The organism is Parendozoicomonas sp. 209JJ7-1, assembly GCF_058147085.1.
Genome location: NZ_JBYVJU010000009.1, coordinates 162,354 through 187,154, shown reverse-complemented (window position 1 = coordinate 187,154; position 24,801 = coordinate 162,354). Strand labels below are relative to the sequence as shown.

At 52.4% G+C, this 24,801-nt stretch carries 22 protein-coding genes; 6 read left to right on the top strand and 16 right to left on the bottom strand.

Annotation, left to right across the window (positions count from 1 at the left end; genetic code table 11):
• Positions 1-243 precede the first annotated feature (243 nt).
• The 8 genes from murB to ACY2RQ_RS11025 all read right to left on the bottom strand — a co-directional run bounded on the left by murB (position 244) and on the right by ACY2RQ_RS11025 (position 7,261).
• Positions 244-1,287, bottom strand: a complete 1,044-nt coding sequence (gene murB, locus ACY2RQ_RS11060) for a UDP-N-acetylmuramate dehydrogenase (RefSeq protein ID WP_490113027.1) — start codon at positions 1,285-1,287, stop codon at positions 244-246.
• On the bottom strand, positions 1,284-1,754 hold the full coding sequence (locus tag ACY2RQ_RS11055; RefSeq protein ID WP_490113026.1) for a low molecular weight protein-tyrosine-phosphatase: 471 nt from the start codon (positions 1,752-1,754) through the stop codon (positions 1,284-1,286). Before ACY2RQ_RS11055 ends, murB begins: the two co-directional genes overlap by 4 nt.
• Positions 1,751-2,533, bottom strand: coding sequence for a 3-deoxy-manno-octulosonate cytidylyltransferase (gene kdsB, locus ACY2RQ_RS11050; protein ID WP_490113025.1), 783 nt, complete (start codon positions 2,531-2,533; stop codon positions 1,751-1,753). The genes ACY2RQ_RS11055 and kdsB overlap by 4 nt, the downstream gene beginning before the upstream one ends.
• A 28-nt stretch (positions 2,534-2,561) precedes the next feature.
• The gene (locus tag ACY2RQ_RS11045; RefSeq protein WP_490113024.1) at positions 2,562-2,741 is read right to left on the bottom strand and encodes a Trm112 family protein; all 180 of its coding nucleotides are present in this window, start codon (positions 2,739-2,741) and stop codon (positions 2,562-2,564) included.
• 64 nt (positions 2,742-2,805) lie between these two features.
• Entirely contained in the window at positions 2,806-3,843 is a 1,038-nt protein-coding gene (lpxK, locus tag ACY2RQ_RS11040) for a tetraacyldisaccharide 4'-kinase (RefSeq protein ID WP_490113023.1), read from the bottom strand.
• Positions 3,843-4,265, bottom strand: coding sequence for an ExbD/TolR family protein (locus ACY2RQ_RS11035; protein WP_490113022.1), 423 nt, complete (start codon positions 4,263-4,265; stop codon positions 3,843-3,845). The genes lpxK and ACY2RQ_RS11035 overlap by 1 nt, the downstream gene beginning before the upstream one ends.
• Entirely contained in the window at positions 4,262-4,897 is a 636-nt protein-coding gene (locus ACY2RQ_RS11030) for a MotA/TolQ/ExbB proton channel family protein (protein WP_490113021.1), read from the bottom strand. The genes ACY2RQ_RS11035 and ACY2RQ_RS11030 overlap by 4 nt, the downstream gene beginning before the upstream one ends.
• A gap of 66 nt (positions 4,898-4,963) precedes the next feature.
• On the bottom strand, positions 4,964-7,261 hold the full coding sequence (locus ACY2RQ_RS11025) for a DNA internalization-related competence protein ComEC/Rec2 (protein WP_490113020.1): 2,298 nt from the start codon (positions 7,259-7,261) through the stop codon (positions 4,964-4,966).
• 53 nt (positions 7,262-7,314) lie between these two features.
• On the opposite strand from ACY2RQ_RS11025, the gene ACY2RQ_RS11020 reads away from it, so the two are divergent.
• Together ACY2RQ_RS11020 and ACY2RQ_RS11015 are read left to right on the top strand one after the other, a co-directional pair.
• A complete protein-coding gene (locus ACY2RQ_RS11020) occupies positions 7,315-7,902 on the top strand; it encodes a DUF2062 domain-containing protein (RefSeq protein ID WP_490113019.1) in 588 nt (195 codons plus the stop codon).
• A 64-nt stretch (positions 7,903-7,966) separates the two neighbouring features.
• On the top strand, positions 7,967-8,260 hold the full coding sequence (locus ACY2RQ_RS11015; protein ID WP_490113018.1) for a hypothetical protein: 294 nt from the start codon (positions 7,967-7,969) through the stop codon (positions 8,258-8,260).
• A 78-nt stretch (positions 8,261-8,338) separates the two neighbouring features.
• On the opposite strand, the gene ACY2RQ_RS11010 is transcribed toward ACY2RQ_RS11015, so the two are convergent.
• The 3 genes from ACY2RQ_RS11010 to ACY2RQ_RS11000 all read right to left on the bottom strand — a co-directional run bounded on the left by ACY2RQ_RS11010 (position 8,339) and on the right by ACY2RQ_RS11000 (position 11,617).
• Complete coding sequence (locus ACY2RQ_RS11010) at positions 8,339-9,034, bottom strand: ABC transporter ATP-binding protein (RefSeq protein ID WP_490113017.1); 696 nt, start codon at positions 9,032-9,034, stop codon at positions 8,339-8,341.
• Positions 9,027-10,271: a lipoprotein-releasing ABC transporter permease subunit gene (locus ACY2RQ_RS11005; RefSeq protein WP_490113016.1), complete on the bottom strand. Its 1,245-nt coding sequence runs from the start codon at positions 10,269-10,271 to the stop codon at positions 9,027-9,029. Before ACY2RQ_RS11005 ends, ACY2RQ_RS11010 begins: the two co-directional genes overlap by 8 nt.
• Before the next feature lie 137 nt (positions 10,272-10,408).
• The gene (locus tag ACY2RQ_RS11000) at positions 10,409-11,617 is read right to left on the bottom strand and encodes an ammonium transporter (protein WP_490113015.1); all 1,209 of its coding nucleotides are present in this window, start codon (positions 11,615-11,617) and stop codon (positions 10,409-10,411) included.
• A 365-nt stretch (positions 11,618-11,982) separates the two neighbouring features.
• Here ACY2RQ_RS11000 and rsuA point away from each other — a divergent pair, with 365 nt between their 5' ends.
• Positions 11,983-12,675, top strand: coding sequence for a 16S rRNA pseudouridine(516) synthase RsuA (gene rsuA, locus ACY2RQ_RS10995; protein ID WP_490113014.1), 693 nt, complete (start codon positions 11,983-11,985; stop codon positions 12,673-12,675).
• 20 nt (positions 12,676-12,695) lie between these two features.
• Here rsuA and ACY2RQ_RS10990 read toward each other — a convergent pair whose 3' ends face one another.
• On the bottom strand, positions 12,696-14,024 hold the full coding sequence (locus ACY2RQ_RS10990; protein WP_490113013.1) for a hypothetical protein: 1,329 nt from the start codon (positions 14,022-14,024) through the stop codon (positions 12,696-12,698).
• A gap of 99 nt (positions 14,025-14,123) precedes the next feature.
• Positions 14,124-14,312, bottom strand: coding sequence for a hypothetical protein (locus tag ACY2RQ_RS10985; protein WP_490113012.1), 189 nt, complete (start codon positions 14,310-14,312; stop codon positions 14,124-14,126).
• A gap of 296 nt (positions 14,313-14,608) precedes the next feature.
• Between ACY2RQ_RS10985 and ACY2RQ_RS10980 the strand changes: the two genes are divergently transcribed.
• A complete protein-coding gene (locus tag ACY2RQ_RS10980; RefSeq protein WP_490113011.1) occupies positions 14,609-16,186 on the top strand; it encodes a PP2C family serine/threonine-protein phosphatase in 1,578 nt (525 codons plus the stop codon).
• A gap of 90 nt (positions 16,187-16,276) precedes the next feature.
• Here the strand turns inward: ACY2RQ_RS10980 and rlmKL are convergent, their stop codons facing one another.
• On the bottom strand, positions 16,277-18,475 hold the full coding sequence (rlmKL, locus tag ACY2RQ_RS10975) for a bifunctional 23S rRNA (guanine(2069)-N(7))-methyltransferase RlmK/23S rRNA (guanine(2445)-N(2))-methyltransferase RlmL (RefSeq protein ID WP_490113010.1): 2,199 nt from the start codon (positions 18,473-18,475) through the stop codon (positions 16,277-16,279).
• A 434-nt stretch (positions 18,476-18,909) separates the two neighbouring features.
• Between rlmKL and rmf the strand changes: the two genes are divergently transcribed.
• Positions 18,910-19,125 carry a ribosome modulation factor gene (rmf, locus tag ACY2RQ_RS10970; RefSeq protein WP_490113009.1) on the top strand — a complete coding sequence of 72 codons (216 nt, stop codon included), beginning with the start codon at positions 18,910-18,912 and terminating at the stop codon, positions 19,123-19,125.
• A gap of 132 nt (positions 19,126-19,257) precedes the next feature.
• On the opposite strand, the gene ACY2RQ_RS10965 is transcribed toward rmf, so the two are convergent.
• A complete protein-coding gene (locus tag ACY2RQ_RS10965) occupies positions 19,258-19,506 on the bottom strand; it encodes a hypothetical protein (protein WP_490113008.1) in 249 nt (82 codons plus the stop codon).
• Between the two features lie 220 nt (positions 19,507-19,726).
• The gene (locus tag ACY2RQ_RS10960) at positions 19,727-20,764 is read right to left on the bottom strand and encodes a quinone-dependent dihydroorotate dehydrogenase (protein WP_490113007.1); all 1,038 of its coding nucleotides are present in this window, start codon (positions 20,762-20,764) and stop codon (positions 19,727-19,729) included.
• 235 nt (positions 20,765-20,999) lie between these two features.
• Between ACY2RQ_RS10960 and ACY2RQ_RS10955 the strand changes: the two genes are divergently transcribed.
• Positions 21,000-24,794, top strand: a complete 3,795-nt coding sequence (locus ACY2RQ_RS10955; RefSeq protein ID WP_490113006.1) for a hypothetical protein — start codon at positions 21,000-21,002, stop codon at positions 24,792-24,794.
• Positions 24,795-24,801: the final 7 nt, after the last annotated feature.

Genomic DNA, 24,801 nt, shown 5'->3' with positions numbered 1-24,801 from the left:
CCATAGCCTGCCAGCGAAAACAACAACCCAAGAGCCAATAGAAAACATCTTTGAATGGCCATAGAAACTCCCGGCCTGAAACATAATCGCAAACATGGAAAGTTTAATTCAGGTTATCTCCGTATCAACCACAATGCTTCCATACAACAGTTTCACAGGATCTCCAGAAAATAATTGTCCGGTTACCCTATGATAGAAAAACTATAGCTATGTCGACTTCGGCTTTCGGCAAGAGGGGTTCAATCAGTAAACCCGCGGTTCAATTTCAAGCACAACCTGAAACTTCTGCCTGACCGTACTGCAAATCTCATCCGCCAGAGCCAGAACATCCCGCCCCCGAGCCTGACCATGGTTAACCAGCACCAAAGCCTGATGCTGATAAATACCTGCATCAGTTTCCTTTCGCAATCCTTTGAAACCACAACGATCAATCAACCAGCCAGCGGCCAGTTTCCACTGCTGATAACCCGCAGGAAAAGCCACCAGTTCAGGTTCCTGCTTTGCCAATTCCTGATACAAGGCTTCATCAATAACCGGATTCTTGAAAAAGCTGCCGGCATTGCCCAACACTACCGGGTCAGGCAGTTTGGCACTGCGAATATTACAAACTACATCACTAACCAGTTCCGCCGTTACCGGCCCTGTACCAGCAGCACTTTGCACCTCTTCCTGCAGATGTCCGTAGCCCAAACTGCATTCAAAATGGCGGGACAGGGAGAAAGTCACCGACAGGATAATAAAATGATCCAGCCCTTCCCTTTTAAAAACGGAATCCCGATAACCAAAGCGACACTCTTCCGCGCTCATCTCCCGCACTTCACCGGTTTCAATCTCAACAGCCTCAAGACTATGGAAAACGTCCTTAATTTCAACGCCATAGGCACCAATATTCTGAATCGGCGCAGCCCCGACACAACCGGGAATCAATGAAAGATTTTCCAGACCGAAAATGCCCTGAGCAATGGACCAGCGCACCAGCTGGTGCCAGTTTTCGCCGGCACCAGCCTTCAACAGAACATGACTGCCGGAATCGTCAATAACATCTTTACCTGACAGCCGAATCAACAGTACCAAACCAGGGTAGTTTTGGGAGAACACAACATTGCTACCTTCACCCAAAGGACACAGGGGCAACCTTCTGGCTTTTGCCCAGGACAGGGCCTCCAGCAGTTGCTGTCTGGAAATAATCTCAGCAAAGAAAGCAGTACAAACAGATAACCCAAGGGTATTAAAAGGCTTCAGGTCAATATCCCGCTGCAGCCAGGCCGGGGGTTCATAACCAGTCACAAACGACCGTCCCTGAGACGTTCTACAATATTATCAGCTGCTGCTTCTATCAGACTGATAACCTTGATAAAACCTTCATCACCACCATAGTATGGATCAGGCACTTCATCTGCATCGTTAATCCCGCCATAAGGCAGCAGAAGATGCACCTTCTGCTGCTCATCGGGGCAGACAGATAACAGATCCTGATAGTTGCTGTGGTCCATAGCCAGTATCAGATCAAACCCTTCAAAATCAGCCTCGCAGACCTGACGCCCACGAAGTGTGCTCAGGTCATAACCGGCTTTTGCCGCTGCGGCTATCGCCCGGAAGTCAGGGGATTTACCCACATGCCAGGGGCCGGTACCCGCAGAATCCAGTTCCACCCTGCCTGACAGGCCAGCCAGCTCAAGTTTCTTGCGGAGCACACCTTCCGCCGTCGGAGAACGACAGATATTGCCTAAGCATACCAATAGAATACGTATCATAAATCGATTCCTTCCGATTCCCTGGCCGCCAGCACACTGCGTAACCGTTCCAAGTCAGCCTGGGTATCAACCCCAGCCGGCGGAATCTCACAAGCTTCGGCCACATGGATTCTGTCACCGTTCCAAAGCACCCGGAGCTGCTCCAGACTTTCTGTAGTTTCCAGGAGAGACTCGCCCCAAGCGACAAAACGATTCAACAAACCGACCCGATAGGCATAAATACCCAAGTGACGCTGACACAGGCTGTTAGCAGTAAACTGATCGCGGGATATGGCAAATTTATTCCTGTCCCAGGGCATGGGAGCTCGGCTGAAATAGAGGGCCATACCATTACGATCAGACACCACTTTCACTGTGTTCGGATCAAACAGCTCTTCGCTGTCCACCACCGGGTGGGACAGAGTCGCTACCGATGCCTGCACACAGGCTTTAAGGTTTTCCGCCACCTGATTGATCACCGCCGGCGGTACCAGAGGCTCATCCCCCTGAACATTCACCACCACATGGGCATCATCAAAACCCTGCTTGCTGACCACTTCCTGCAGGCGATCTGTACCTGTGGGATGGTCCGGGCTGGTCATACATACCTCGGCTCCGAAGCGGACAGCGGCTCCCTGCACCCGCTCATCATCAGTGGCAATAATAATGCGATCTGCGTTGCTGCGCTTAGCCTGCTCCCATACCCGCTGAATCATAGGCTTGCCGCCAATATCAGCCAGAGGTTTGCCCGGCAGGCGGGTGGAGGAGTAACGGGCCGGAATAATTACCGTGTATGACATGGGTGACCGTATTTAGAAAAGGCAGTGTTCAGAGACGTTCATCAGTATCCAGAGTGCGGGCTTCCGACGCCAGCATCACCGGAACCTGGTCCCGGATCGGGAAAGCCACACCACAGGGGCGACAAATCAGCTCGTTTTTTTTCCGGTCATGCCTGAGGTCGCCCTTGCACAGAGGGCAGGCAAGAATTTCAAACAGTTTCTTGTCCATAACATTACCTGATGTGGTATTACGTAATGGGTCAACCGGTATTTCTTCCAACACCGGCCAGAAATCAGAGCGCCTCGAGACGAGCAAGTACTTTAGTCCAAAACTCTTCGGGAAGCTGCGCTTCAACAGACAGATACCACCAGTTGCTTTTGGCAAATCCACGGCACTTGATAGCATCTTTAGCGGTCATTATAACTGTTCGCCCATTCAGGAACGACAGGTCTTCAGAGGAAAAAGCATAGTGATCAGGAAAAGGATAACGCTCAACCGCCAGCCCCTGCCGCTCAAGGGATGTAAAAAAACGTTCCGGATTACCGATACCCGCTACGGCGCAGACCGAGGAGGCTTCCAGATCCGCTAAAGCTTTTGGCTCACCGCCTCCGACAGGCACCAGATATACTGGCTCCAGGGTCATCTTCTGAGCTGATATGGGCAACTTTTCTACTGGCTCACCATTGGTAACCACCAGATCAACATCATTCAAGCGCTGGGCCGGCTCCCTTAAGGGACCAGCAGGCAGGCAATGGCCATTACCCAGCATGCGGGCACCATCAATCACAATAATTTCCAGATCCCGGTGCAGGTGAAAGTGCTGCAGGCCATCATCACTGATGACCAGGTCACAATCGTTATTGGTCAGCAGGTAATTCAGCCCGCGGCAGCGGTCAGCATCCACAACCACAGGAACGCCAGTGATATCCGCCAGCATTACTGGTTCATCGCCACACTCTGCCGGATCATCAAGGCGGGAGACCTGCCGTGGAGAACCATTAGAGCCGGAGCCATAACCCCGGCTGATAATACCCGGTCGGTAGCCATTTTCCCGCAATCGACGCACCAGAACAGCCACCAGCGGGGTTTTTCCGGTACCACCAACGGTGATATTACCCACCACTATCACAGGTACCGGTGTTTTTTCAGGAGGCTTGCTGCAAAAGCGGCGGTAACGCCGACGGGCTTCTGCAGAAACCAGCCAGGACAGGGGCAGCAAAGGTAACAGCAACGGGTGAAAGCCGGGCCTGTACCAGGCTCGGGTCATGGCATTGATGAGGACAAATGCCAGCCCTTTGCCTGTGCTTTGGGAAGACGTCTGCTCAGACATTATTTCTTTTTTGCGACTTCCCGGGTGGCGATACTGAGCTTGGCAAAGCCCAACGCGCCAGCTGCTTCCATCGCTATCACCACAGATTCATGGGGCGTACGGGCATCAGCAGAGATCACCAGGGGGCGTGTAGTGTCCCCATGGGACGCACGCTCCAAGGCCGCCCTGACCACTTCCAGACTGTTGCCAGGCAATACCTGACCACCAATGGCATAAACACCTGTCTGACTGATTTCAATATTAATATCTCGCTTTTCCTGCACCCGACGCTCGGCGGAAGCTTCCGGCAGGTCCACCTCCAGCCGCGTTTCCCGGGTAAAGGTGGTGGACACCATAAAAAAGATCAGCAGCAGAAATACAACATCAATCAACGGTGTCAGGTTAACCGACACCTCCTGCTGGGCCTGACGACGAAACTTCACGAGCCTTGCCCTTCGCTGAAATCGACTTTGCGCTCCCCCTGCACCACTTCTACCAGGCGGGTTGCGTCCTGCTCCATCATCACCACCAGTTCATCAACCCGGCGAACCAGGAAACGATGGAAAATCACCGAAGGAATCGCCACGCTCAGGCCTGTCGCGGTGGTAATCAATGCCTTGGAAATACCTCCGGCGAGAATCGCGGCATTGCCGCTGCCTTCCAGCATAATCACGGTAAACACATCGATCATACCGATAACGGTGCCCAACAGACCCAGCAAGGGAGCAATAGCGGCAATAGTGCCCAGCGCATTGAGATAACGCTCCAGCTCATGGACCACCTTGCTGGCAGCTTCATCAATGCTCTCTTTCATAATCTCCCGGCCATGGCGGGCATTAGCCAGACCGGCGGCGAGAATTTCCCCCAGGGGAGAGTGTTTACGCAGCTGCTTTAGCTTTTCACTGTCCAGTTCGCCATCCTTGAACCATTTCCAGACCTGGGGCAGCAGGTTACGGGGGGCGACCTTTTCTCGCCGTAAAGACCACAGGCGTTCAATAATGATGGCTGTTGCCAGTACCGAAGAAAAGATAATGGGCAGCATCAACCAGCCACCTGCTTTGATCAGCTCGAACACCTGCGTGGAACCCTCTGAAAATCAACAAAATCAGGGTAACCACTTTACCATAACCCCGCACCCAGTCTACCGGACCCGCTCACAGTTTTTAAGGCGGCTGCCGTCCGGTAACAACCGTTTCCACCATCCGGTGCCCTGTCCGCGGCTACAAACCGGTTCACTGGTTCGCCCGAGTACAAAAACCTGGGTGCCGGTTTCGGCTGTTACTAATACCCTTACTCCCTGTCGATTTATCCGTTCAAGAACATCGCCGGAAGGATGACGAAAACGATTGCGATAACCAGAGGAAACCGATACCAGCTCAGGAGAAACCGTTTTAATAAAAATCTCTGACGATGAACTTCCACTACCATGGTGGGGAGCCAGAAGAAGCCGGCTCCGTAAACCATCACCATACTCCCGCACCAGGGCCGCTTCCCGCCTGCGGGTAATATCCCCCGCCAGCAGGACGCAATCATCACTGCTACAAATGCGCATAACGCAGGAACGGTCATTGGCCGAAGCCCTGGCTGAACTTTCCGCGCCAAGATATTGAAAGCTCACATTATCCCAAAGCCAACCCTGCCCTTTTGTGCAATAGTCGTTATTTTCCGGGACCTGATAAACCGCTTCGGGAAAGTGTTCCTTCAAAACCTCAAGCCCGCCCCGATGGTCCCTGTCGTTATGGGAAATCACTACCAGATCCGGTGAAATCCCCCCAAGAGTTCTCAGATAAGGCACCAGCACGGCATCTGCGGCGGAAAATGTAGGCGTAAATTTGTCTCCGGTATCATAAATCAGCAAATGAGACCGGGTTCTTACCATGACCGCCAGCCCCTGTCCCACATCCATAACCGACAGCTCAGCCTCTTCCTCAGCAGGCAGAGATACCGGAGGCCAAACCCAGGGCAACAGACAGAGAACACCCAGCCAGCGCCAGCCCAATCCTGCGGGGGATAACAGCAGAACAACGCCCACAACAGCTGCCACCAGAGCACTAACCGCCGGAACCGGCATCCAGGCAGTGCCAATATTAATATCCACCAGAAAACCAAGGCATTGTTCCCAAAATTCAAGCAGGTTCGCACATATCTGCAGTATCCAGAGTCCGCCATCCTGCCAGACCAGGGACAAACCAAGCCCTAGCAGCATAAAGGGAACTATCACCATGCCCACCAAAGGAATAGAGACCAGGTTCACCAAAGGAGAAAGCAAACTGACAGGCTGTTGCATAACCGCCAGCAGAGGAAAAAGGGCGAGCATTACCACCAGCTGGGATAAGAGCACCCTGCTCTTTTTATGGCCGCCCCGGCGATGACTGAACATATACAGAAGCGCCGCAACAGCCGCAAAGGAGAGCCAGAACCCTGAGGAGAGGCCCGCCAGAGGATCAAACAGTAGAACCACCGCCAATGCCAGCAGGTACACCAGAAATACCGGCAAACGAAACCCCAACAGCAATCCGCAGGCACCCACCATCAACATCACCAGCGCCCGCTGCACCGGCAGCCCTGCACCAGCCAGACCGCCATACAGTAACGCCAGAACCAGCCCAAACAGAAGACTGAAACCCGGAAGATGCCAGCGCAGCAAAGGCAACAGCCCCGACAGTGCCATAAACCTTGCCAGCAACCAGCCCACCAGAACAACCAGGCTGATATGCAGGCCCGAAATCACCAGCAGATGGATAGTCCCGGTCTGGCGGAACAGCTGCCAGTCCTGGCCCGTCATCCCCCGGGTGTCCCCCAGCAATAAAGCCCTTACCAGATCCCGCCCGGAACCTGAAAGATTGTGCTCCAGCCAGAAACTGATCCTGTGGCGCAGCACGGGAATTACTGGTTCCCAGGACGTTTCCAACAGTTCATTATCTGTCCCGACACATTCCCGCACATATCCTGTAGCGGTTATCCCCTGGCGCAGCAGCCAGCTCTGGTAATCCCTTGCACCCGGACTGGCAAAACCATGGGGACGTTTCAGCCGTACGCAGAGTTGCCATACCTGCCCGGGGTAAAGCTCCGGCGCTTCCTGCCAGCTCAGGGATACTCGTTTTGAAGCCTCGTGTCCGGGCAGCCGGACATCCGCCAGGAAGCGCACACGATTGTCATATTTTGCTGGCAGGTTTGTTAGACGGGCAATGACGGCTATATCCCGGCCCGCTAAAGTCTCTGGCAACCATTCAGACTGCTGGGTATGGCCATACCAACTGGCATAAGCCAGGCCCAGCAGGATAAAACCGGGGGTAAGAAAGAGGAACAATTGCCGGCAGAAGAGTGTCAAAACCAGCAGCAGACATGCGCAAGACGCTATTATCCTGTAGTCAGGCAGAAATGGCAGCCAGGTGGTAACAAGAATTCCGCTGCAAAGTCCGGCAATTGACTGCCACATATAGCGAACTTACCGGTTTAAAGGCATACTGCACCGCTGCCTGGGCAGCCAGGTTGTCTGAAAGCAGTCTGCGTTGTGATTTATCAAGGAACAGAGCCTACTCTATCGCCATGGCCAGGAAACTAATTCAACGATATTTGCCAGATCCCGCCGATATCCGGGACAACCGATCCCTGAAATTTCTGGGTGAACACCTGCTCGACCCGAATCTCTGGCACCTGAACCGTCGCTCCGTTGCGCTGGCTTTTTTTGTCGGAATATTTGTAGCGTTTATCCCCATACCTTTCCAGATGGTTGTGGCCGCCTGCATCGCTCTGTTGGTACGCTGCAACCTGCCGGTATCCGTGGCCCTGGTATGGATCACCAATCCGGTGACCATGCCCATCATGTGGTACAGCACCTACAAACTGGGCTGTTTTATCCTGGGCACACCCATATCCCAGTACAATTTTGAGGTGAGTCTTTCCTGGCTGAAACATGAGTTTGGCCGTATCTGGCTCCCCCTCTACCTGGGTTCCGCCCTGGCCGGACTGTTCTTCGCCTCCGTCAGCTATGTTGGCATACGCCTGTTCTGGCGCTGGCATATTGTCCGGGCCTGGCATAACCGCAGGAAAGACCGTCTTTCCAGAAAAGACGACTGAGCACAGGTCGCATCCATTTCGTTACTATCTGAAACCACACCATTACATTTTTGAAGAGCGCATCATGAACAGAAGCAACCGTGGCTTTAACCGGAAGAAACCCAAGCTTCAGGGTCGTGGCAAACTGGAAAGCGTAGCGACCGACGGCCCCCACAGTGACTGGCTGGGTATGCCGGATTACTACATCCACACCCTCACGGTTGAAGGCGAAGACTACAAATATCTGAGCGCAGATAAGGATCTGGATGTCAGCATTGGTGATCTGGTATGCTTCCGCTACCAGGAAGCCGGCAAGGAGAAGCGTATCGATAAGCGCTCTCTGGGTATTGCCATTGATCCAGCAACACTGAATCTGTAAAGGCATATTCGCTGGAATAAAAAAGGCCGGATGCTCTTAAAAGAATCTCCGGCCTTTTCTATAAAACACGCTATTTGATTAATCTTCCTGAAGCACACCACCTACCAGCTTCAGCACCCGGTTCATCTTTCCCGCCAGGGCCGGGTCATGGGTAACCACCACAAAAGCCGTATCAAGCTTTTCCGCCAGTTCCAGCATCAGCCGATGAATCCGTTCGCCAGTATGGATATCCAGATTACCGGTGGGTTCATCCATCAGCACCAGGGCCGGTTGAGATACCAGTGCACGGGCAATCGCCACCCGCTGACGCTCGCCACCGGACAGTTCACCAGGTTTATGATTCAGCCGTTTTTCCAAACCCACCAGGGTTAGAAGCTCAGTAGCTTTTTCCTGGGCTTTCGATACGGAACAGCTGGGTCGCAGTAGCAAAGGCATGGAGGTATTTTCCAGAGCGGTAAACTCCGACAACAGGTGATGAAACTGGTAAACAAAGCCCAGGTGTCTGTTACGCATATCCCCCCTCTCAATATCACTGAGTGTCGCCAGATCATTACCGCAGATAGCAACCGAACCGGAAGAGGCATTATCCAGCCCCGCCAGCATATTCAGTAAAGTAGTTTTACCGGAGCCTGAACTGCCGACAATCGCCACCCTTTCCCCCCGGTGAATCTCAACATTTACGCCATTGAGAACCACTAGTTTTTCCGAGCCTTCATCGTAAACTTTGGTTAATTCCTGACAGGACAGAACCACTTGATCAGCAATATCACTCATAACGCAAAGCCTCTGCCGGCTGGATTCTGGCCGCCCGCCAGGAAGGATAAAGGGTGGCCAGGAAACTCAGGCCAAGACTGGCAATACATACCGTTACCACATCGGACCAGAGCAACTCTGAAGGCAGGTAACTGATAAAGTACACATCCGCACTCAGGAAGGTAATGCCCATGACTTTCTCAATAAAACCGATCACCGCCGCCACATTCAGGGCACCAATCACCCCGAGGGTCGTGCCAATCAAGGTACCCACAATACCAATCACAGAACCCTGCACCATAAAGATCGCCATAATGGTTCCCGGACGGGCGCCAAAGGTACGGAGAATGGCGATATCCGCCTGCTTATCGGTGACCACCATCACCAGAGTGGCCACAATATTGAAAGCCGCCACCGCGATAATCAGGGTCAGCAGCAGACCCACCATGGTTTTTTCCATCTGGATGGCCTGGAACAGGCGCCCTTGAGTGCGGGTCCAGTCACTGACGTAATACTGACCGGGCAGTTCCATCGCCGCTTCCCAGGAGAGCCGCGGCGCGTCGAACAAATCTTTCATTCTCAGACGCAGACCTTCCACGCCCTCCCGGTAACGCATAAACCGGGCGGCATCCTTGATATTGATAAAGGCCAGACTGGCATCCAGATCTGCCCCCACGGCAAACAGCCCTGAGACTTTGAAACGTTTCATTCGAGGAAAAACACCAGCCGGGTTGACTGAAGCGTCGGGCAGAACCACAGTGACCATATCCCCCACAGAAACCCCCAGGGAACGGGCCAACAGCTCACCAATCACAATATCGAAGCTGCCGGCTTTCAAGTCCGTCAGACTGCCAGCAGTCATATGCTCGGGAAGAATGGATACAGTGCCCTCAAGCATAGGGTCAACACCATAAATCATCACCCCCTTTACTTCGCCACGACTGGTCATCATGCCCTGCCCTTCAATAAAAGGGGCAGCGGCTTCAATACCGGGAATGGCTTCAACAGTTTTGCTCAAGTCCTGCCAATCCATCAATTCCCCCCGGGCGGCGGTAATGGTAGCGTGGGGCACCATGCCCAGAATTCGCTGGCGCAGTTCACGGTCAAATCCATTCATCACCGACAGCACAATAATCAGCACCATAACCCCCAGTACAAGACCGGCCATGGACATGGCGGAAATAAACGAAATAAAATGATTTCGTCGTTTAGCCCGGGTATACCTCAACCCGATAAAAAACGGCAGGGGTCTGAACATTGATTGCTCCTGTCGAACGTCCCTGCGAGGACATCAGCAAAAAAAGAACCATTATGCCAGAGCTCTGTCGCTTTGGCAGACAGGGAATACAAGAAAAGCTCCCGAAGGAGCCTTTCTTCACACAGAGTCACCAGTGATTAATCTTCATTCACCGCGCCGATTTTGTGAATGGCAAGGTCTGCTCCTTCAAACTCTTCTTCTTCAGAAAGGCGCAGGCCCATCAGGGCTTTCACCAGACCGTAAATCACAAAACCACCGATACCGGCGATAGCAACACCCACCAGAGAACCCACCAGCTGGGACATAAAGGAAACCTCCCCCAGCCCGCCAAGGGCTTTAAGACCGAAAATCCCCGCTGCGATACCACCCCAGGCACCGCAGAGGCCGTGAAGGGGCCAGACACCCAGCACATCATCAATCTTCCAGCGGTTCTGGGTTGCAGTGAAGGCCCAGACAAACAGGCCACCGGCAATAGCACCAATCATCAGAGCACCAACAGGATGAACAATATCGGAACCAGCACAGATAGCCACCAGACCAGCCAGCGGACCGTTATGAATAAAGCCGGGGTCATTACGACCGGCCACCATAGCTGCGAGAGTTCCCCCCACCATCGCCATCAGAGAATTGACTGCCACCAGGCCGCTGATATTCTCCACAGTCTGAGCAGACATCACATTAAAGCCGAACCAGCCTACGGTCAGAATCCAGGAGCCCAGGGCCAGGAAAGGAATATTGGAAGGGGCAAAGGCCACCAGGCGGCCATCCCGGTAACGGCCTTTACGCTGTCCAAGCAGCACCACAGCTCCCAAAGCTATCCAGCCGCCCATGGCATGGACAACAATGGAGCCAGCGAAATCACGGAATGGAAGGCCGAACTGTTTTTCAAGGAAGGTCTGGAAGCCATAGTTACCATTCCAGACCATACCCTCAAAAAGGGGATAGAGAAATGCAACAATAAAAAATGTCGCCAGCAACTGAGGGTAAAATTTGGCCCGCTCGGCAATACCGCCAGATACTATCGCCGGAATCGCCGCAGCAAATGTCAGCAGGAAAAAGAACTTTACCAGTTCATACCCCTGGGCATCCACCAGTTCTTCTGCGCCAGACAGAAAACTTACGCCGTAGGAAAGCTGATAACCAATAAAGAAATACGCCAGGGTGGACACCCCGAAATCGGTAATAATCTTGGACAGCGCATTCACTTGGTTTTTCAGGCGAACGGTACCCACTTCAAGAAAGGCAAACCCGGCATGCATTGCCAGAACCATAATGGCACCCAGCAGAATAAAAAGCGTATTGGTCCCCTGCAACAGGGTTTCAACAGCGCTGTTTATTGGTTCCATATTCCCACCCTCTATATTTTTACGCACCAAATGAGTGCTTTTATTGTTTTTATTGCACCCTTCCGGGCCACAACATTATTTAAAATTCGGGTCAGTCCCTTTGAGATCAGGGAACTGATTGACACTGAATCGTGCTCTCCGTTATATCCTGATCCGATAAGGTGGGCATTTTACCCCCCTACAAAAAACCAGAACTATCGCACCAACTTAAAACAGCTGTCCATGTTTCGCACCGAAAACAAGCAAATTGCGTACCCGAAAATGCACATTATGAGAGCAAAGTTACAAAACTGGTGATTTACCTCCCTCCTCGTCATAATTGTCGAGTTGTTCCTACCCCCATTATTACCGGCTCTGTTTAACCTATGCGTCTTGACCGTTTTCTCTGTGAAACCACCGAGTTATCCCGTTCTGAAGCAAAAAAAGTTCTGAGCCAGGGAGAAGTCACCTGTGATGGGGTAATAGTCCGGAGCTCTTCGTTGAAAGTGGAGGAAGACAGCCATATTCGCTGGCTGGGGCAGCGGCTGCGCCACCAGGCCAGTTACTACATTATGATGAACAAGCCTGAGGACACCGTCTGCTCCAATATCGGTGAAGGAAATTACCTCTCCGTACTGAGCCTGCTGGATATTCCCAAAAGCCACCTACTGCATATTGCCGGACGGCTGGATGCGGATACCACCGGCCTGATTTTAATCACCAGCGATGGTCAGTGGAGCCACCGGGTCACCTCCCCCCGCAAAGAGTGTGAAAAGCGTTATCGCGTGCAACTGGCAGAAGCTGTCAGCCCGGAACTGGCTGATCGCTTTGCGGAAGGTCTGATGCTGCGCAATGAAAAGAAACCCACTCAACCTGCGAAACTGGAGCTCATTTCAGAGAAAGAAGCCCTGCTGACCATTCAGGAAGGCCGCTACCATCAGGTGAAAAGGATGTTCGCGGCTGTCGGCAACAAAGTCGTGGGGCTGCACAGGGAACAGATTGGATCTATCGAACTGGACTCAGCCCTTGAGCCAGGAGAGTGGCGGGAGCTGATACCAGAAGAGATTGCCAGTATCTAAGATGCCGACAGGAAGGTTAATCAAAAAGCTTTCATAAAACCCAGGGTACCGTAAACATCGGCGGCTTCCAGCTGAAAACCGTTTTTCTGTTCACCATCAAGGGTCTGGGTTTGATAAGCATCAACAGCAATCTCAAAGGCTTTCGCCCGGTCAAGATCAATAGCCTGCACCAGTGCTGCCGCCACAGGCATAACCACAATACCTGCTTTTTTGGCCTGATCACTGAGCTGTTCCTTCAGCTCATTCATATTAAATAAAACCGAAGAGACTGTTCTTACAAACCGGGAGTTACTTGTAAAAACCTTCTCCTCAAGCTGCTGTTTTTTCTCGACGGGCAATTCACCAAGAATTTTTTTTATCACCTCAGAAGCAAGAGTGGGATAGTCATCAAGAGCCAAAACCCCTTTCTTTTTTTCGGACTCACTGTCATAGCGAACAATATCCCTCTCCAGACAAAGGACTGAAGCCGCGATAATGCTCCTGTCATCGGAAATAATGCCTTCAATCAACTGCTGAACAGTTTTCTCCAGTTGTTCCTGACCAGTGATATTTTGGACGGGATTGAGTTGCTCAGGCGTGGCAAGCCTGACCTCACTCCTTTCCTGCTGGTCCAGCACACTGTCCAGACTATCCGTGACATTATCAGGCAGATCTGTCGCCGGAGCAGCCAGATCCATAACCAGCCCCACATCCAGGACCTGACGATTGCCCTGGGTAAGACAGGACGCTACCTGGTCAACCTTCTTCCTGACAGGTTCCAGACTCCGGGCGGCCAGTCGCTGCAGAGCCGTACCCGCCATATCCTTCAGAACACGGGCATACACCCGGGTCGCTTTATCATTGGGCATCAGCTCTTTCAGGGCCTGGGCACTACCCAACAAATAAGGCAGATCCCCTCGGGTCATCTCCCGGGCAACCTGGCCTTTCCTCCACAAGGGATAATTTTTGCAGGAGCGCTGTAACCCCTGGGAAACCAGATCCGATAACTCCTCTTCGGAGCACCCGGTCTGGTCGCAGTAAAAGGCCATCTCTCCGGCCATATCCAGCACAGCCTGCTGCATACTGTCTGTATCAGCCCTGTGCAACGCCCTCAGAAACGTCTTATTGACCCTTTCCACACTCTGACAGAACTGTTGCCTGAGCTGCCGGTTACCAGGAACCTGCATTCTCACCTGCTCATCGGGCACAGTGGCCACTGTGCGAGTACCAAGGAGTTTGTCCGCGACTTTTCCCGGAAGAAGAAAACCAATAAGACGATGCACAACCGGAACACTTGATTCCTGACCTGATGGCTTTGACCTGGGCCTGACGGCGTGCCATATCCTGCTGAGAGATGCCCTGATAGACATAACAGCTCTTCCTTTATGAACTGTTATACCTATCGGCACAGGGGAACAATCAGTGACGGTGAGTCAGCTTCCAAGCAGCCTTAAACACCATACATATAATCAAGAAACGCCTTTCCACCATTGGACAGAACCAAATGGTTCGCGCCATTCCAGAAGGCCAGCTGCCGGGTGACAGCCAACCCCTTGATTGGCGTCGCCCTCTTCCCAGAATAGGTGCTTGATAGCGTCATAAACACAGGGAACCGCCAGACGGCTGTAGCCCAGCTCCTGGTTACTCTGCTGGAGCACAATACAGAACTCACCACGGGGTTGTTGGCCTCCAGAATAATAAACGAGCTGGAGCCCGGAAAATAATACCGGTAGCTCTCCAGACCGGTGTATTCACGCTCTTTAGAGGCAAAGCCAAATTTGTTCTCACAGTTGCGGAAGTTCACCTCCGGCAACAAAAACAGCTTCAGGGTATGCAGGGTAGGAGTGTGCGGATTTGGCTTACGCAATTCAATCGCAGGCTACTTAAGCGCCTCAGGCATGAAGGGTATTTGTCGAAAATAAAGATTAACAGGCAACTTTCGAAGGAACTCAACATGAACCCAAGCACGGAAGCCAACTTCTCTCTAAGGGACTTAGCAAAAGACCTTTCCAGAAAGATGGAGACGGAGGCTCCCGATCAACTTGTTGGTCTGACGGCAGAGAACAAAACAGTTACCAAGGTAAAGAAACCGTCAACGTATGGCTGCTCCTCCGAATTCCAGAAGAACCAAGAAAAATTAACCCGCTTTCTGGAAAAATATCAAATCACTATAAGTGATCCCTCCAGACTGAATCTTGGCAATGTCTATGCAGAGGTCTACAGTAAGCTGTGCCCCCCCGCCTTTCCTCTTTTTCAGGAATTCAAGGACGCAAAGCAGCGCACCCGAACAACCCTCAGAAATCAAGAGCCTTTTAAATTACCGGTTCAAGATGGAAGAATTGATGGAAGACCCCCCTTTTATATTTCAGAAGAACTGATTCAGAACCTGGATTATCAAGTCTATCCTGGCGAGGTTGACCAGCAAATTGACACCGCCAACAAACAGGCTAAGAGGTTTTTAACAGATGAGAGAGAGCCGCCTCTTCACAATATTCTGAAATATAAGCGGGAAAAAACAATTATTGATTCAGGGGTGATTAAAGGCATCACAGGGTTTCAATCGAAAGACACGAATGCCGAATCATGTCCGGGCGGGGGTTTCTCAGCAGCCACAGGCAAACGGGATTATATGGAAGATTGTGCTTTTACCAGAAACTTCTCATTCTCCGTGCAGCCATACCCAGAAGACAAAGAAATTCCAGTTTCCCTGATAGGCGTATGTGATGGTCACGGTGGTGTCAAAACAGCTCATTTTGTAAGTAAGCACATTGCCCCTGCACTGAAAAAAAGACTGGAAGAGTTCAATCAGGAAAAGCTCACGAAAGAAGGCATTTACCACGCATTACAAGCTGCCATGGTAGACCTTGACCGCATATCGGATGATCTTAATTCCGGCACAACTGTTTGCGCTGTGGCCAGTATTAATGGCTATTTATGGACCATTAATGTTGGAGATAGCAGGGCTTTCCTGACTTTTAAAGGGGGCAAAGATTGTTTGCCGCTTTCAAGGGACCAGTCAGCCAAGTATTGCATCAAGGGCAACAAGGGCTCATTGGGGAATCAAGGCTGGAACAAAGTACCGAATGGAGCGTTGAATAGCTTTGCCAGGTCTGTTCTTGAACGCGGTGGCGAGTTTCTTACCCATGTTTCTCAAAAAGGTGCCGCACAATATTCCACTGCTGTCGTGATGCACATGATGAAGCATGAAGGAAAAGAACTCATGCTTCATAGTACACCTCTGACCCACAGCATTGGTGATCCTACAGCCCCTTTGTTAAGCCCCAGACCGATGATCACCTGTCACCCTATAGAACCGGGTATGGATCGGATTGTCATTGCCTCTGACGGTGCTTTTGATTTCGTTACCACTCAGCAAACCCATGGGCTTATGCAAAATTTATTGAGTGAAAATCCCGGTATCAGCAATAAAGAAATCGCCGAGCAGATCCTTGCACACGCCTATGCGGCAGAGGCAGAAGATAATATTTCTGTAATGATTGTACCTGTGACAGCCATGAAGACTGCCAAATAAATCAGCTTCTAGCAGCCTACTCGTAGTACAAAGAGTGGCAGACTTGGCTGACACCACTCAATATACGTCAGCCATAGCCTGCTCTCCCGATTAATGACGGTGGGTCAGCTTCCAGCAGCGGTGGATTTTCTGGTTACGCTGGAAATCCCTGTCGATGGTCTGAGCGCTGATCTCTTCTACCCGGAACGTTTCCGACAGTTCATCATCCATGCGGAACTTACGGAAATTATTGGAAAAATAGAGCACGCCATCCCGGGATAACCGAGCCATGGCCCGCTTGAGCATATCGGAATGTTCCACCTGGATATCAAATACATCCCGCATTTTCTTGGAGTTGGAGAAGGTAGGCGGATCAATAAAGATCAGGTCGTAGGTATCCCGGCACTCCTTCAGCCATTGAATACAGTTCGCATTTTCCAGACGGTGACGATCACTGAAACCATTCAGGGACAGGTTCTGGCGGGCCCAGTCCAGATAGGTTTTGGACAGGTCAACACTGGTGGTTTGGCTGGCACCACCGGCAGCCGCATGGACAGTCGCGGCACCGGTATAGCAGAACAGGTTAAGGAAACGCTTGCCAGCGGCTTCTTTCTGAATACGCAGGCGCATCAGACGGTGATCCAGAAACAGACCTGTATCCAGATAATCCTTGAGATTCACCAGGAAACGACAGCCACCTTCCGTCACTTCAAAGCGCTGCTGCTGATCTGCCATTCTCCGGTATTGGTCTTTGCCACTCTGGCGCCTGCGTTGTTTCAGGGAAACCTGCTCCGGGCGAACCGGCAGTACCGTAGGAATCGCCTGAAGAATATCGTGCAGTCGCTCCTGGGCTTTCTGCTCATCCACCGAGGCCGGTGCCTTGTACTCCTGCACCAGCACCTGGTTTTTATAGAGGTCTATGGCTACCGCGTATTCCGGCATATCCGCGTCATAAATGCGGTAGCACTCAACCTCCGCCTTTCTCGCCCATTTCTGCAGGGGTTTCAGGTTCTTACGGAGACGATTTGCGAACATTTCCGCGCCTTTGCCCAAAGTGACATTGGTAGTAACCGGGGCAGGCTTCCTGCTGTTCTTTTCAGCATCCGGCAAGGCCGCTTCAACCGCTTTCTTATGGGCACCAAAAAACCACTCCTCCTGAATATCGAAGGTCAGCAGTTTGGCTTCCAAGGCACCGTTGTAAAAGGTGTAATTCTTTCTGGCACGCAAAGCCATGCGTCGGGACAGGCTGGGGTTACTGGTAATCACCGCCCCCTGCCAACCCAGGAAGCAGTTACGGAAGGTTTCACCCAGATGCTGGTACAACCATACCAGGCTGGACTCATCCCCCAGCCGTTCACCATAGGGGGGATTGGTAATCACCAGCCCCTGAACGGATTTCAGGGGTTCGATATTGGCCAGCTCCCGGGTTTCGATATGGATGCGTTTCTCAAGCCCGGCACGGCCCAGATTTTCATGGGCCTGGCGTACAACCCGCACATCCCCTTCATAACCGATAAAACGGTTTTTCATGGCCGCCAGACCCTCGGTACGGCGCTGGCGGGCCTCTTCCAGCAGTTCCCGCCAGATTTTGGGAATATGGCCGGACCAGTTATGGAAACCGTAATTCAGTCGCAGCAGTCCGGGAGCGATATCCGCGGCCATCAATGCACCCTCCAGTAGCAAGGTGCCGGAACCACACAGGGGGTCCACCAACGCAGCCCCCTCTTTGGCCAGAGCCGGCCAGCCAGCTCTTACCAACAATGCCGCCGCCAGGTTTTCCTTCAAAGGGGCTTTACCAGTGTCCAGACGGTAACCACGGCGGTGCAGACTCTCTCCGGACAAATCCAGGGAGATATCCGCCCGGTTGCGCTGCATTCGCACATGCACGCGAATATCGGGGGAGGTTTTATGGATGGAAGGACGGAAGCCGACCTTGTCACGTAGGCGATCACAGATTGCATCCTTCACCACCAGCGCACCAAAGTGAGTGTTATTAATAGCCTGGCTGGTGCCGTTGAAGGTTATGGCCAAAGTGGCATTGGGCTCAAAATGGTCTTCCCAGGGAATGGCCTTGGCACCGTCGTAAAGAAAATCCCTGGTTTCCGCATCAATCTGGCGCAGGTGCAACAGGATACGGTTGGCCAGCCGGGACCACAGACAGCACCGGTACGCCGTTTCCAGCACACCTTTAAAGTGACAGCCGGCTACCGTCTGGCGAACCTCTTCCCCACCCAGGGCGGTCAGTTCATCGGCGAGCAGGCTTTCTACACCTTTGGGGCAGGAGGCAAAAAAATTGAACTTGGCGTACATCGGTACCGTCAACAGTCAGAATGCAAAGCGCCGATTGTACAGTCTGCAGCCGGGAATACGAACCGTAATACATCAGCGTACATACCGTAAGATTCACAAAAAAGACAAGAATCAATAGATTCAGGCGGCAATATATCCAGAAGAATCAGACAAACGGTCAAACCTTTTTTCTTTCAGCTGGTTAGCTCTGTCATAAAACTCCTATAGATGACTTTAAGCTAAGCAGTTATAGCGCTATGCCTATTGATTTCTCGACAGACCCGCCAGAATCCGATAGAACTTATTCTCGTAAGGTGTTCAGACACCATCCCTTAAACTTTCGAGAAGGATAGAGTGGAGGTCAGAATCAGCACATCCTTCTTGAGCATGTTAAATCCCCAGCTAACCGCGAAATGCTGCGGGATGTTGTACCAGATAATGGAGGCCTGTTCGCGATGAAGAGACAAAAACGAGATAAGACAGAAAGGGCATACGCCAGAGGTTACCAGATAGGAGCATGTGGTCGCGCAAACGACAACTGCCCGCACCAGGAAGAGAACACCCAGCGCCAGGCCTGGCTTAATGGCTGGCGGGAAGGTTGGTCAGATCACGTGGAAGGATATACCGGTGTTTCCGGCATACACAAACTCAACAACGGTCACATTCTCTGACAATTCATCTGTGTTCATCGTTCAGGATTACTGACGAAGCTCAATATTAAGCTGAGGTTTTCTCTTTAAGGTCCGGTTTTTCAGGGCCTTTTCTTTTCAGGCCAGACAATTCACCTCACCTCAAACGGCTCTTCAGTGAGGGGGGCAAGCTCCCTTATCTATAAAATGGTAACTGTTCTGGTCACCCTGCCTGCCATCGCAGGAACCCTGTTCATCCATCACGCCCGCACCTCCCCTTTTGCAGCCCTGGCAACAGTGCCTGCCGTCGGCAGCAGAATACTCCTGGATATCAGCAAACCAGTTTTTCTCATAAGCAGTATGATTATAATAATTCTGAATCTCGTCATCACAGACTCCAGCAAAACTACTGCCTGCTTCCATCAGAAATAACCCTGCCAGCAAGATGACAAAACTGTTTGATTTGAAAAATTTGAAAAGGAACATACAACCACTTCTCATAAGTCACTAAACGAAAACTTAAAGTAGCTCAAAACACCATGAAAATTAGCAAAGCGGAAAGGAGGTTTTGCCAGACCCGGAAGCTCTTCCCAAAAAAGTATTCCAAGCCTGGCAAGATCATACGACGGAAAAGAGAAGCTGTTTATTCCTGGTTATTTTTTGCCAACTCCAGGGAAACAGCCTCAGAGATTTCCCCGATCAGATCTGGCCCTTTGTAGATAAAGCCACTGTAAATCTGCACCAGACTGGCACCGGCACGGATTTTTTCCACAGCATCCCGGGCATTCATAATACCGCCCACACCAATCACCGGAATCTTTCCATCCACTGCTTCAGCCAGTACCCGGATTTTATCGGTAGAAAGGTCTGTCAGCGGTTTACCACTTAACCCGCCCTGCTCACCGGCATACTGGTGGCCAGCTACAGCATCACGTTCCAGGGTGGTGTTGGTGGCAATGACTCCATCCATACCGTGGGATACCAGTTCACCGGCAATTTCCCGAAGTTCATCACCGGACATATCCGGTGCCAGTTTGATGGCAACGGGCACATAGCGGCCATGCTCTTCCGCCAATTTTGTCTGTTCAGTTTTCAGGGCAGTGAGCAGTGAGCGAAGATGTTCACCAAACTGCAACTCGCGGAGCCCTGGAGTATTGGGAGACGACAGGTTCACAGCCACATAACCGGCCCAAGGGTACACTTCCCGCAGGCAGGCGAGGTAATCGTCATTGGCCTTGTCCACCGGGGTGATCTTGTTCTTGCCGATATTGACGCCAATCACAGCTTTGGTATTGGCCTTGCGCAGGTTGGCGATCAGGTGTTCCACACCCTTATTGTTAAAGCCCATACGGTTGATAATGGCTTCATGCTCCACCAGGCGGAACAGGCGGGGTTTCGGGTTACCCGGCTGGGCCAGGGGGGTTACCGTTCCCACCTCAACACAGCCAAAACCCAAGTGGCCAAAGGCATCAATACACTCCCCATCCTTATCCAGGCCAGCGGCCAGGCCCACAGGGTTGGGAAATTCAATACCCATCACCTTTACCGGAGCATCGGCGACCGGGCGCATCAGGCATTTGATCAGCCCAAGGCGCTGACCGGCACCCAGCAGGTCCATGGTTACGTCATGGGCTGTTTCCGGGGTAAGACGAAATAACAGGGAACGAACCAGCCTGTACATTGATGCTCCTTATCTGAATATGTGGGAACCGGCGGGATTATATGTACACAGTAACAGCCAATCCACTGTTATTTTATTACTACGAAACCTCACTTCTCTCCCCATCATACCTTCTAATACTTTGGTCTGACCCTGCCCCCAACAGCGCAACTTTTCTCCAACTGGTCTGTCAGAACTGGTAACCAGAACAGAACAGCTCTCTACAGGGCCGTCAACCAGCAGGGAGGCTGGCACTATGGAAACAGCAGGACTCTTTAAGTATGCAGGCAGGGCATTCGCCGCTCTGGCCGGTTATGGAAGCGATAACAGCCTGCCCGGGATTTCCTGTCGTTTACTGGTTCCGGAAGCCACACCAGCCATTCCCGAAGCCCGCGACTGCCCGTCAGTTCTCCAGGTGCCAGTGGTAACCCGTTCCGTAGAGGAGACTGAGACCGCAAAGAGAACGCTGGATCAGGCCCTCCAAACCCAGCAGGCCATTCGCAACCAGCTCACCGACACCTCCGAAACTCTGTATATTCGCGATCTGCCGGGCCACAGCATTCTGGTGGGCCAGTTCCGCAAAGACCCCGCCGGCACTACAGCCCTGGTAGCCACCCGCATCCAGGCCCTGGACAAAGATATCGATAAAACCTTCAGCCACTACTTCGGTCGCAGAGGTGAGGCCAAAGCCCGCATTGAGGAAATGAGGCTGATGCTCAGCATCCTGGAAAAGCGCCGGGATGAAGACAGCCTGTCCACTGTGCTGAACGCCATCAAAGAGTACGAAACCACCTTCCAGAAAGACTCCTGGATACAGATGGCCACCATCGCCTTTATCGGTGTAAACAAACTGCTGGCCAGCCCCTTTGGCGACAGGCTGCGGAAGCTTGTGCCCGCCGAACGCCTGGAGGCTGGCGACAGGGAGTTGCTGAACCCTCACCCGGTTACCAGATACAACGTCGGCAAAATTACCAGCGACCCTTCCGGGCTGGCCCGCCTTATTGACCAGATGGGCAACAGGGACGGCCAGAACATTCTCAACACCCGTATCCTCACGGCCATAAAACGCCTGGAAGAAAAGGATCTTCCCGTACCAGAAGCAGCGATGAATCCCCACAGGTTGATGGCTCATATTTGCACCTCTCGCCCGGATATCGCCCGCACCCTGGCTGGCACTATGTTTGAATATGCGCGGTACCAGGATGATGTCGAAGATCAGGCCGCCGGTCTTGAAGCCCTGAAAACACTGAAAGAGTTCGATTCCTGCCCGGAGATTTTACCTCAACGACTGTCCAAAATTTTTGACATGCTCCCGGAACAGACGAAAAACCTTGGCCGTTTGGTTCAACGCCACTACCTGGACCAGATAAAAATCAGCCTGGCAGGACAGATTCAGACCCTTCAGGACGCAAAAAAGCCTGTTACCACAGAGAATCGCGAGGTTCTTCGAAGTGATATTCGCAACGCTAAAACCCTTGCCAAAAAGCTGAACCTGGAAGTCTCCGCCGACCACCTGCACGCTCTGCTGCACAAAGTAGACCTCCTTGAGGCCATCAGCATCCAGCAGGCCATCGAGAGCAGACATATCGGTGACCACCTGGTTTGGTATCTGGATGACAAACCCTCTCTGGAGCAGATTGCCAGCGCCTTGAGGGGCAAGAGCAACCTGCTCTGCGCACCGGCTATTCGTGCGGTCCGGGATTTCCAACTCCAGCAACTCCCTATCGGCTTTACCGCGACCTGTGACCGTGTTCGCCAGCAGGATCAGCTGTTAAAAATCCAGCTTGATATTGCCCTGACCCGTGCCCGGAAATCTGTCAGCGTTGACCCAAAATACTTCAGGCGGCAATGCTCTCTGGTACGCCAGCTGGATGGTCTGAGGAAAATGACCGCCCCCCTGCTGATGGACACCATGTCCCTGTGGGAGAAAGCCGGCCAGCTGGGCTACAGCCTGCTGCGCCCCAACGGGTTGCCCGTTGAACACCAGCTCAAGCAGCTGGAGCTGGAACGGGCCATGTACAACAAAGGCTACGACTTTGAAGAGGAAGCCTGGAAAATCCTTCAGGATACCCCGGCCCTGGGCAAAGAGCTGTCCAGGCTGACAGGGCGGGCCGTAACCCAGGGACGTCAGGAGTTGCACAGCCTTCTATCCGGGGAACAAAGCCCGACAGACACGATCCTTAATGCCTACAAATTCAGCACAGGAGCCGTTCAGGACATTGCCAGAGAGTTTCGACATGTGCTGACCGGTGCTGCTGCCATAGCCGCAAAGAATCCCCGTCTGCTGCGAGCCCTGAACGGCAACCTGTCCCAGACACTGGCCAATCTGAACAGTATCTTTGGTCAGAAATCCGCCCTGTACAGCATGTTCAACGAGCTGAGCAACCGGGTCTGGGCCGAGACAGTGACCACCCATTTTATCGATAATATCAACAGTCAGGCAGTCAAACTTGATGACCTGTCAGAGGAAGAGCTGGCGGCGGTTAAACGTCTGATGGCTCTGTGCAAACTGATGGAAACCGCTCCTTACATTCCCAAACTGCTTAACACTGCCCTGGAAGCGGCCAGCAATCTTGGCAGCCCCCTAGGGCTGGCATGGACATTCACCAAAGGCGCAGCCGGGCTGCTGTATACCCGTGCGGTTCAGAAAAATGTTAACGCCCTGGATGCCGACCAGCTGCGGGCCTGCAACACCATGCTGGATGTGATTCAGCACGGGCCGGTGGCAGCTGGTCACCGCGAAACCCTGATGCAGAAAAGCGGTCACTTTATCGCCCGGCTGGCCAGCCGCCAGCCAGTGGCCAAGGCCATCGTCGACACCGTTTTTATGCAGTCATTCCGCATGCACTGCAGCAAGCTGTTCCAAGCCATTCGCAATATCTGGAACGGCAAGCCCAACAGCCGTATGGAACTGGCGGTACAGGCAGGCAAGGTTGCTACCATCGTCGCCCCGCCTCTGGTCTGTACCGGATTTGTTATTGCCAATCTGGCGTCCGGCGGATTAGTGAGCATTGTCAGCTCACTGAGCGCCCTCGGAGGCAGCCTGTTCTGGGCCTGGTACCGTTCCGAAAACATGGCCTGTTATGCCCATCTGGAAAACGTCGGAACGGTGATCGGACGCTTTGTCAGCCAGCAAATATCCTCCAGCGGTATTAACTTTACCCGGAAGGCCGAAGAGCTTCTGACAGAATCCGGCTACAGGGCCACTGTTGAAAAACAGGCCCACAACCAAGCCTGTGCGGAAATTCAGCGCCTGCACTGGCAGCACTGGGCAGAGAGTTCAGCAGAAAACGGAAAAATCGCGGAAGCCTTTGAGAAAGAGCTGCGCCATACATTCCGACAGCAGATGCAGGACAAAAATACCCAACAGAAACTGAACCAGTTGATGGAAAAAATCCGGCTGCTGCAATACCTGGAAGGGAAGGGAACAACACAGATTCCGGCGAGGGAACTTGAGCAATTACTTCCCCAGGAAGACCACGGGGATATGCCCACCGATGACCAGAGCCGCACCTACTGGCTGATGGCCACAGCAGACAAATACCGGGAAGAACTGTTTGCCGCTACCGGCATCAGCGCCCTGCCCCAAAGCCGCGATGAGTTAAACCAAATATTGGAGGACTTCACCTTTGCCCGCCTGGCCGGTGCCTGCCTGACCAACACTTACAAATACCAGCCGGCTATCCGGGATGTGAAAGGCATTCAGGAAAGAACATCTGTCCAGCTGGACAGATGGGCCAGGGTTCGCCTGGCAGACAACCTGGAGAAATGTACAACCCTGGCCATGACATATGTATACAACAACAGGGCCAAAGCCTGGTTCGGCAAATCAGAAAACGACATTTCCCAGACTGATTTTGACCAGCGCAGGGAGAGAGATGAAGGTCTGGTGGATGCCCTCAGGGATTATGTAGAACGCACCATCGTTCCCATTTGGATGAAGGTTGGCGACAGTACCTACAAATCCATGAGCAGGCAGCTGAAAAAAATGAACCTGCAGATGAGCGGGAAAGAGATCAAGGCGTTGATCACCTCTCAAGGCAAAGCTTAAGAGAACC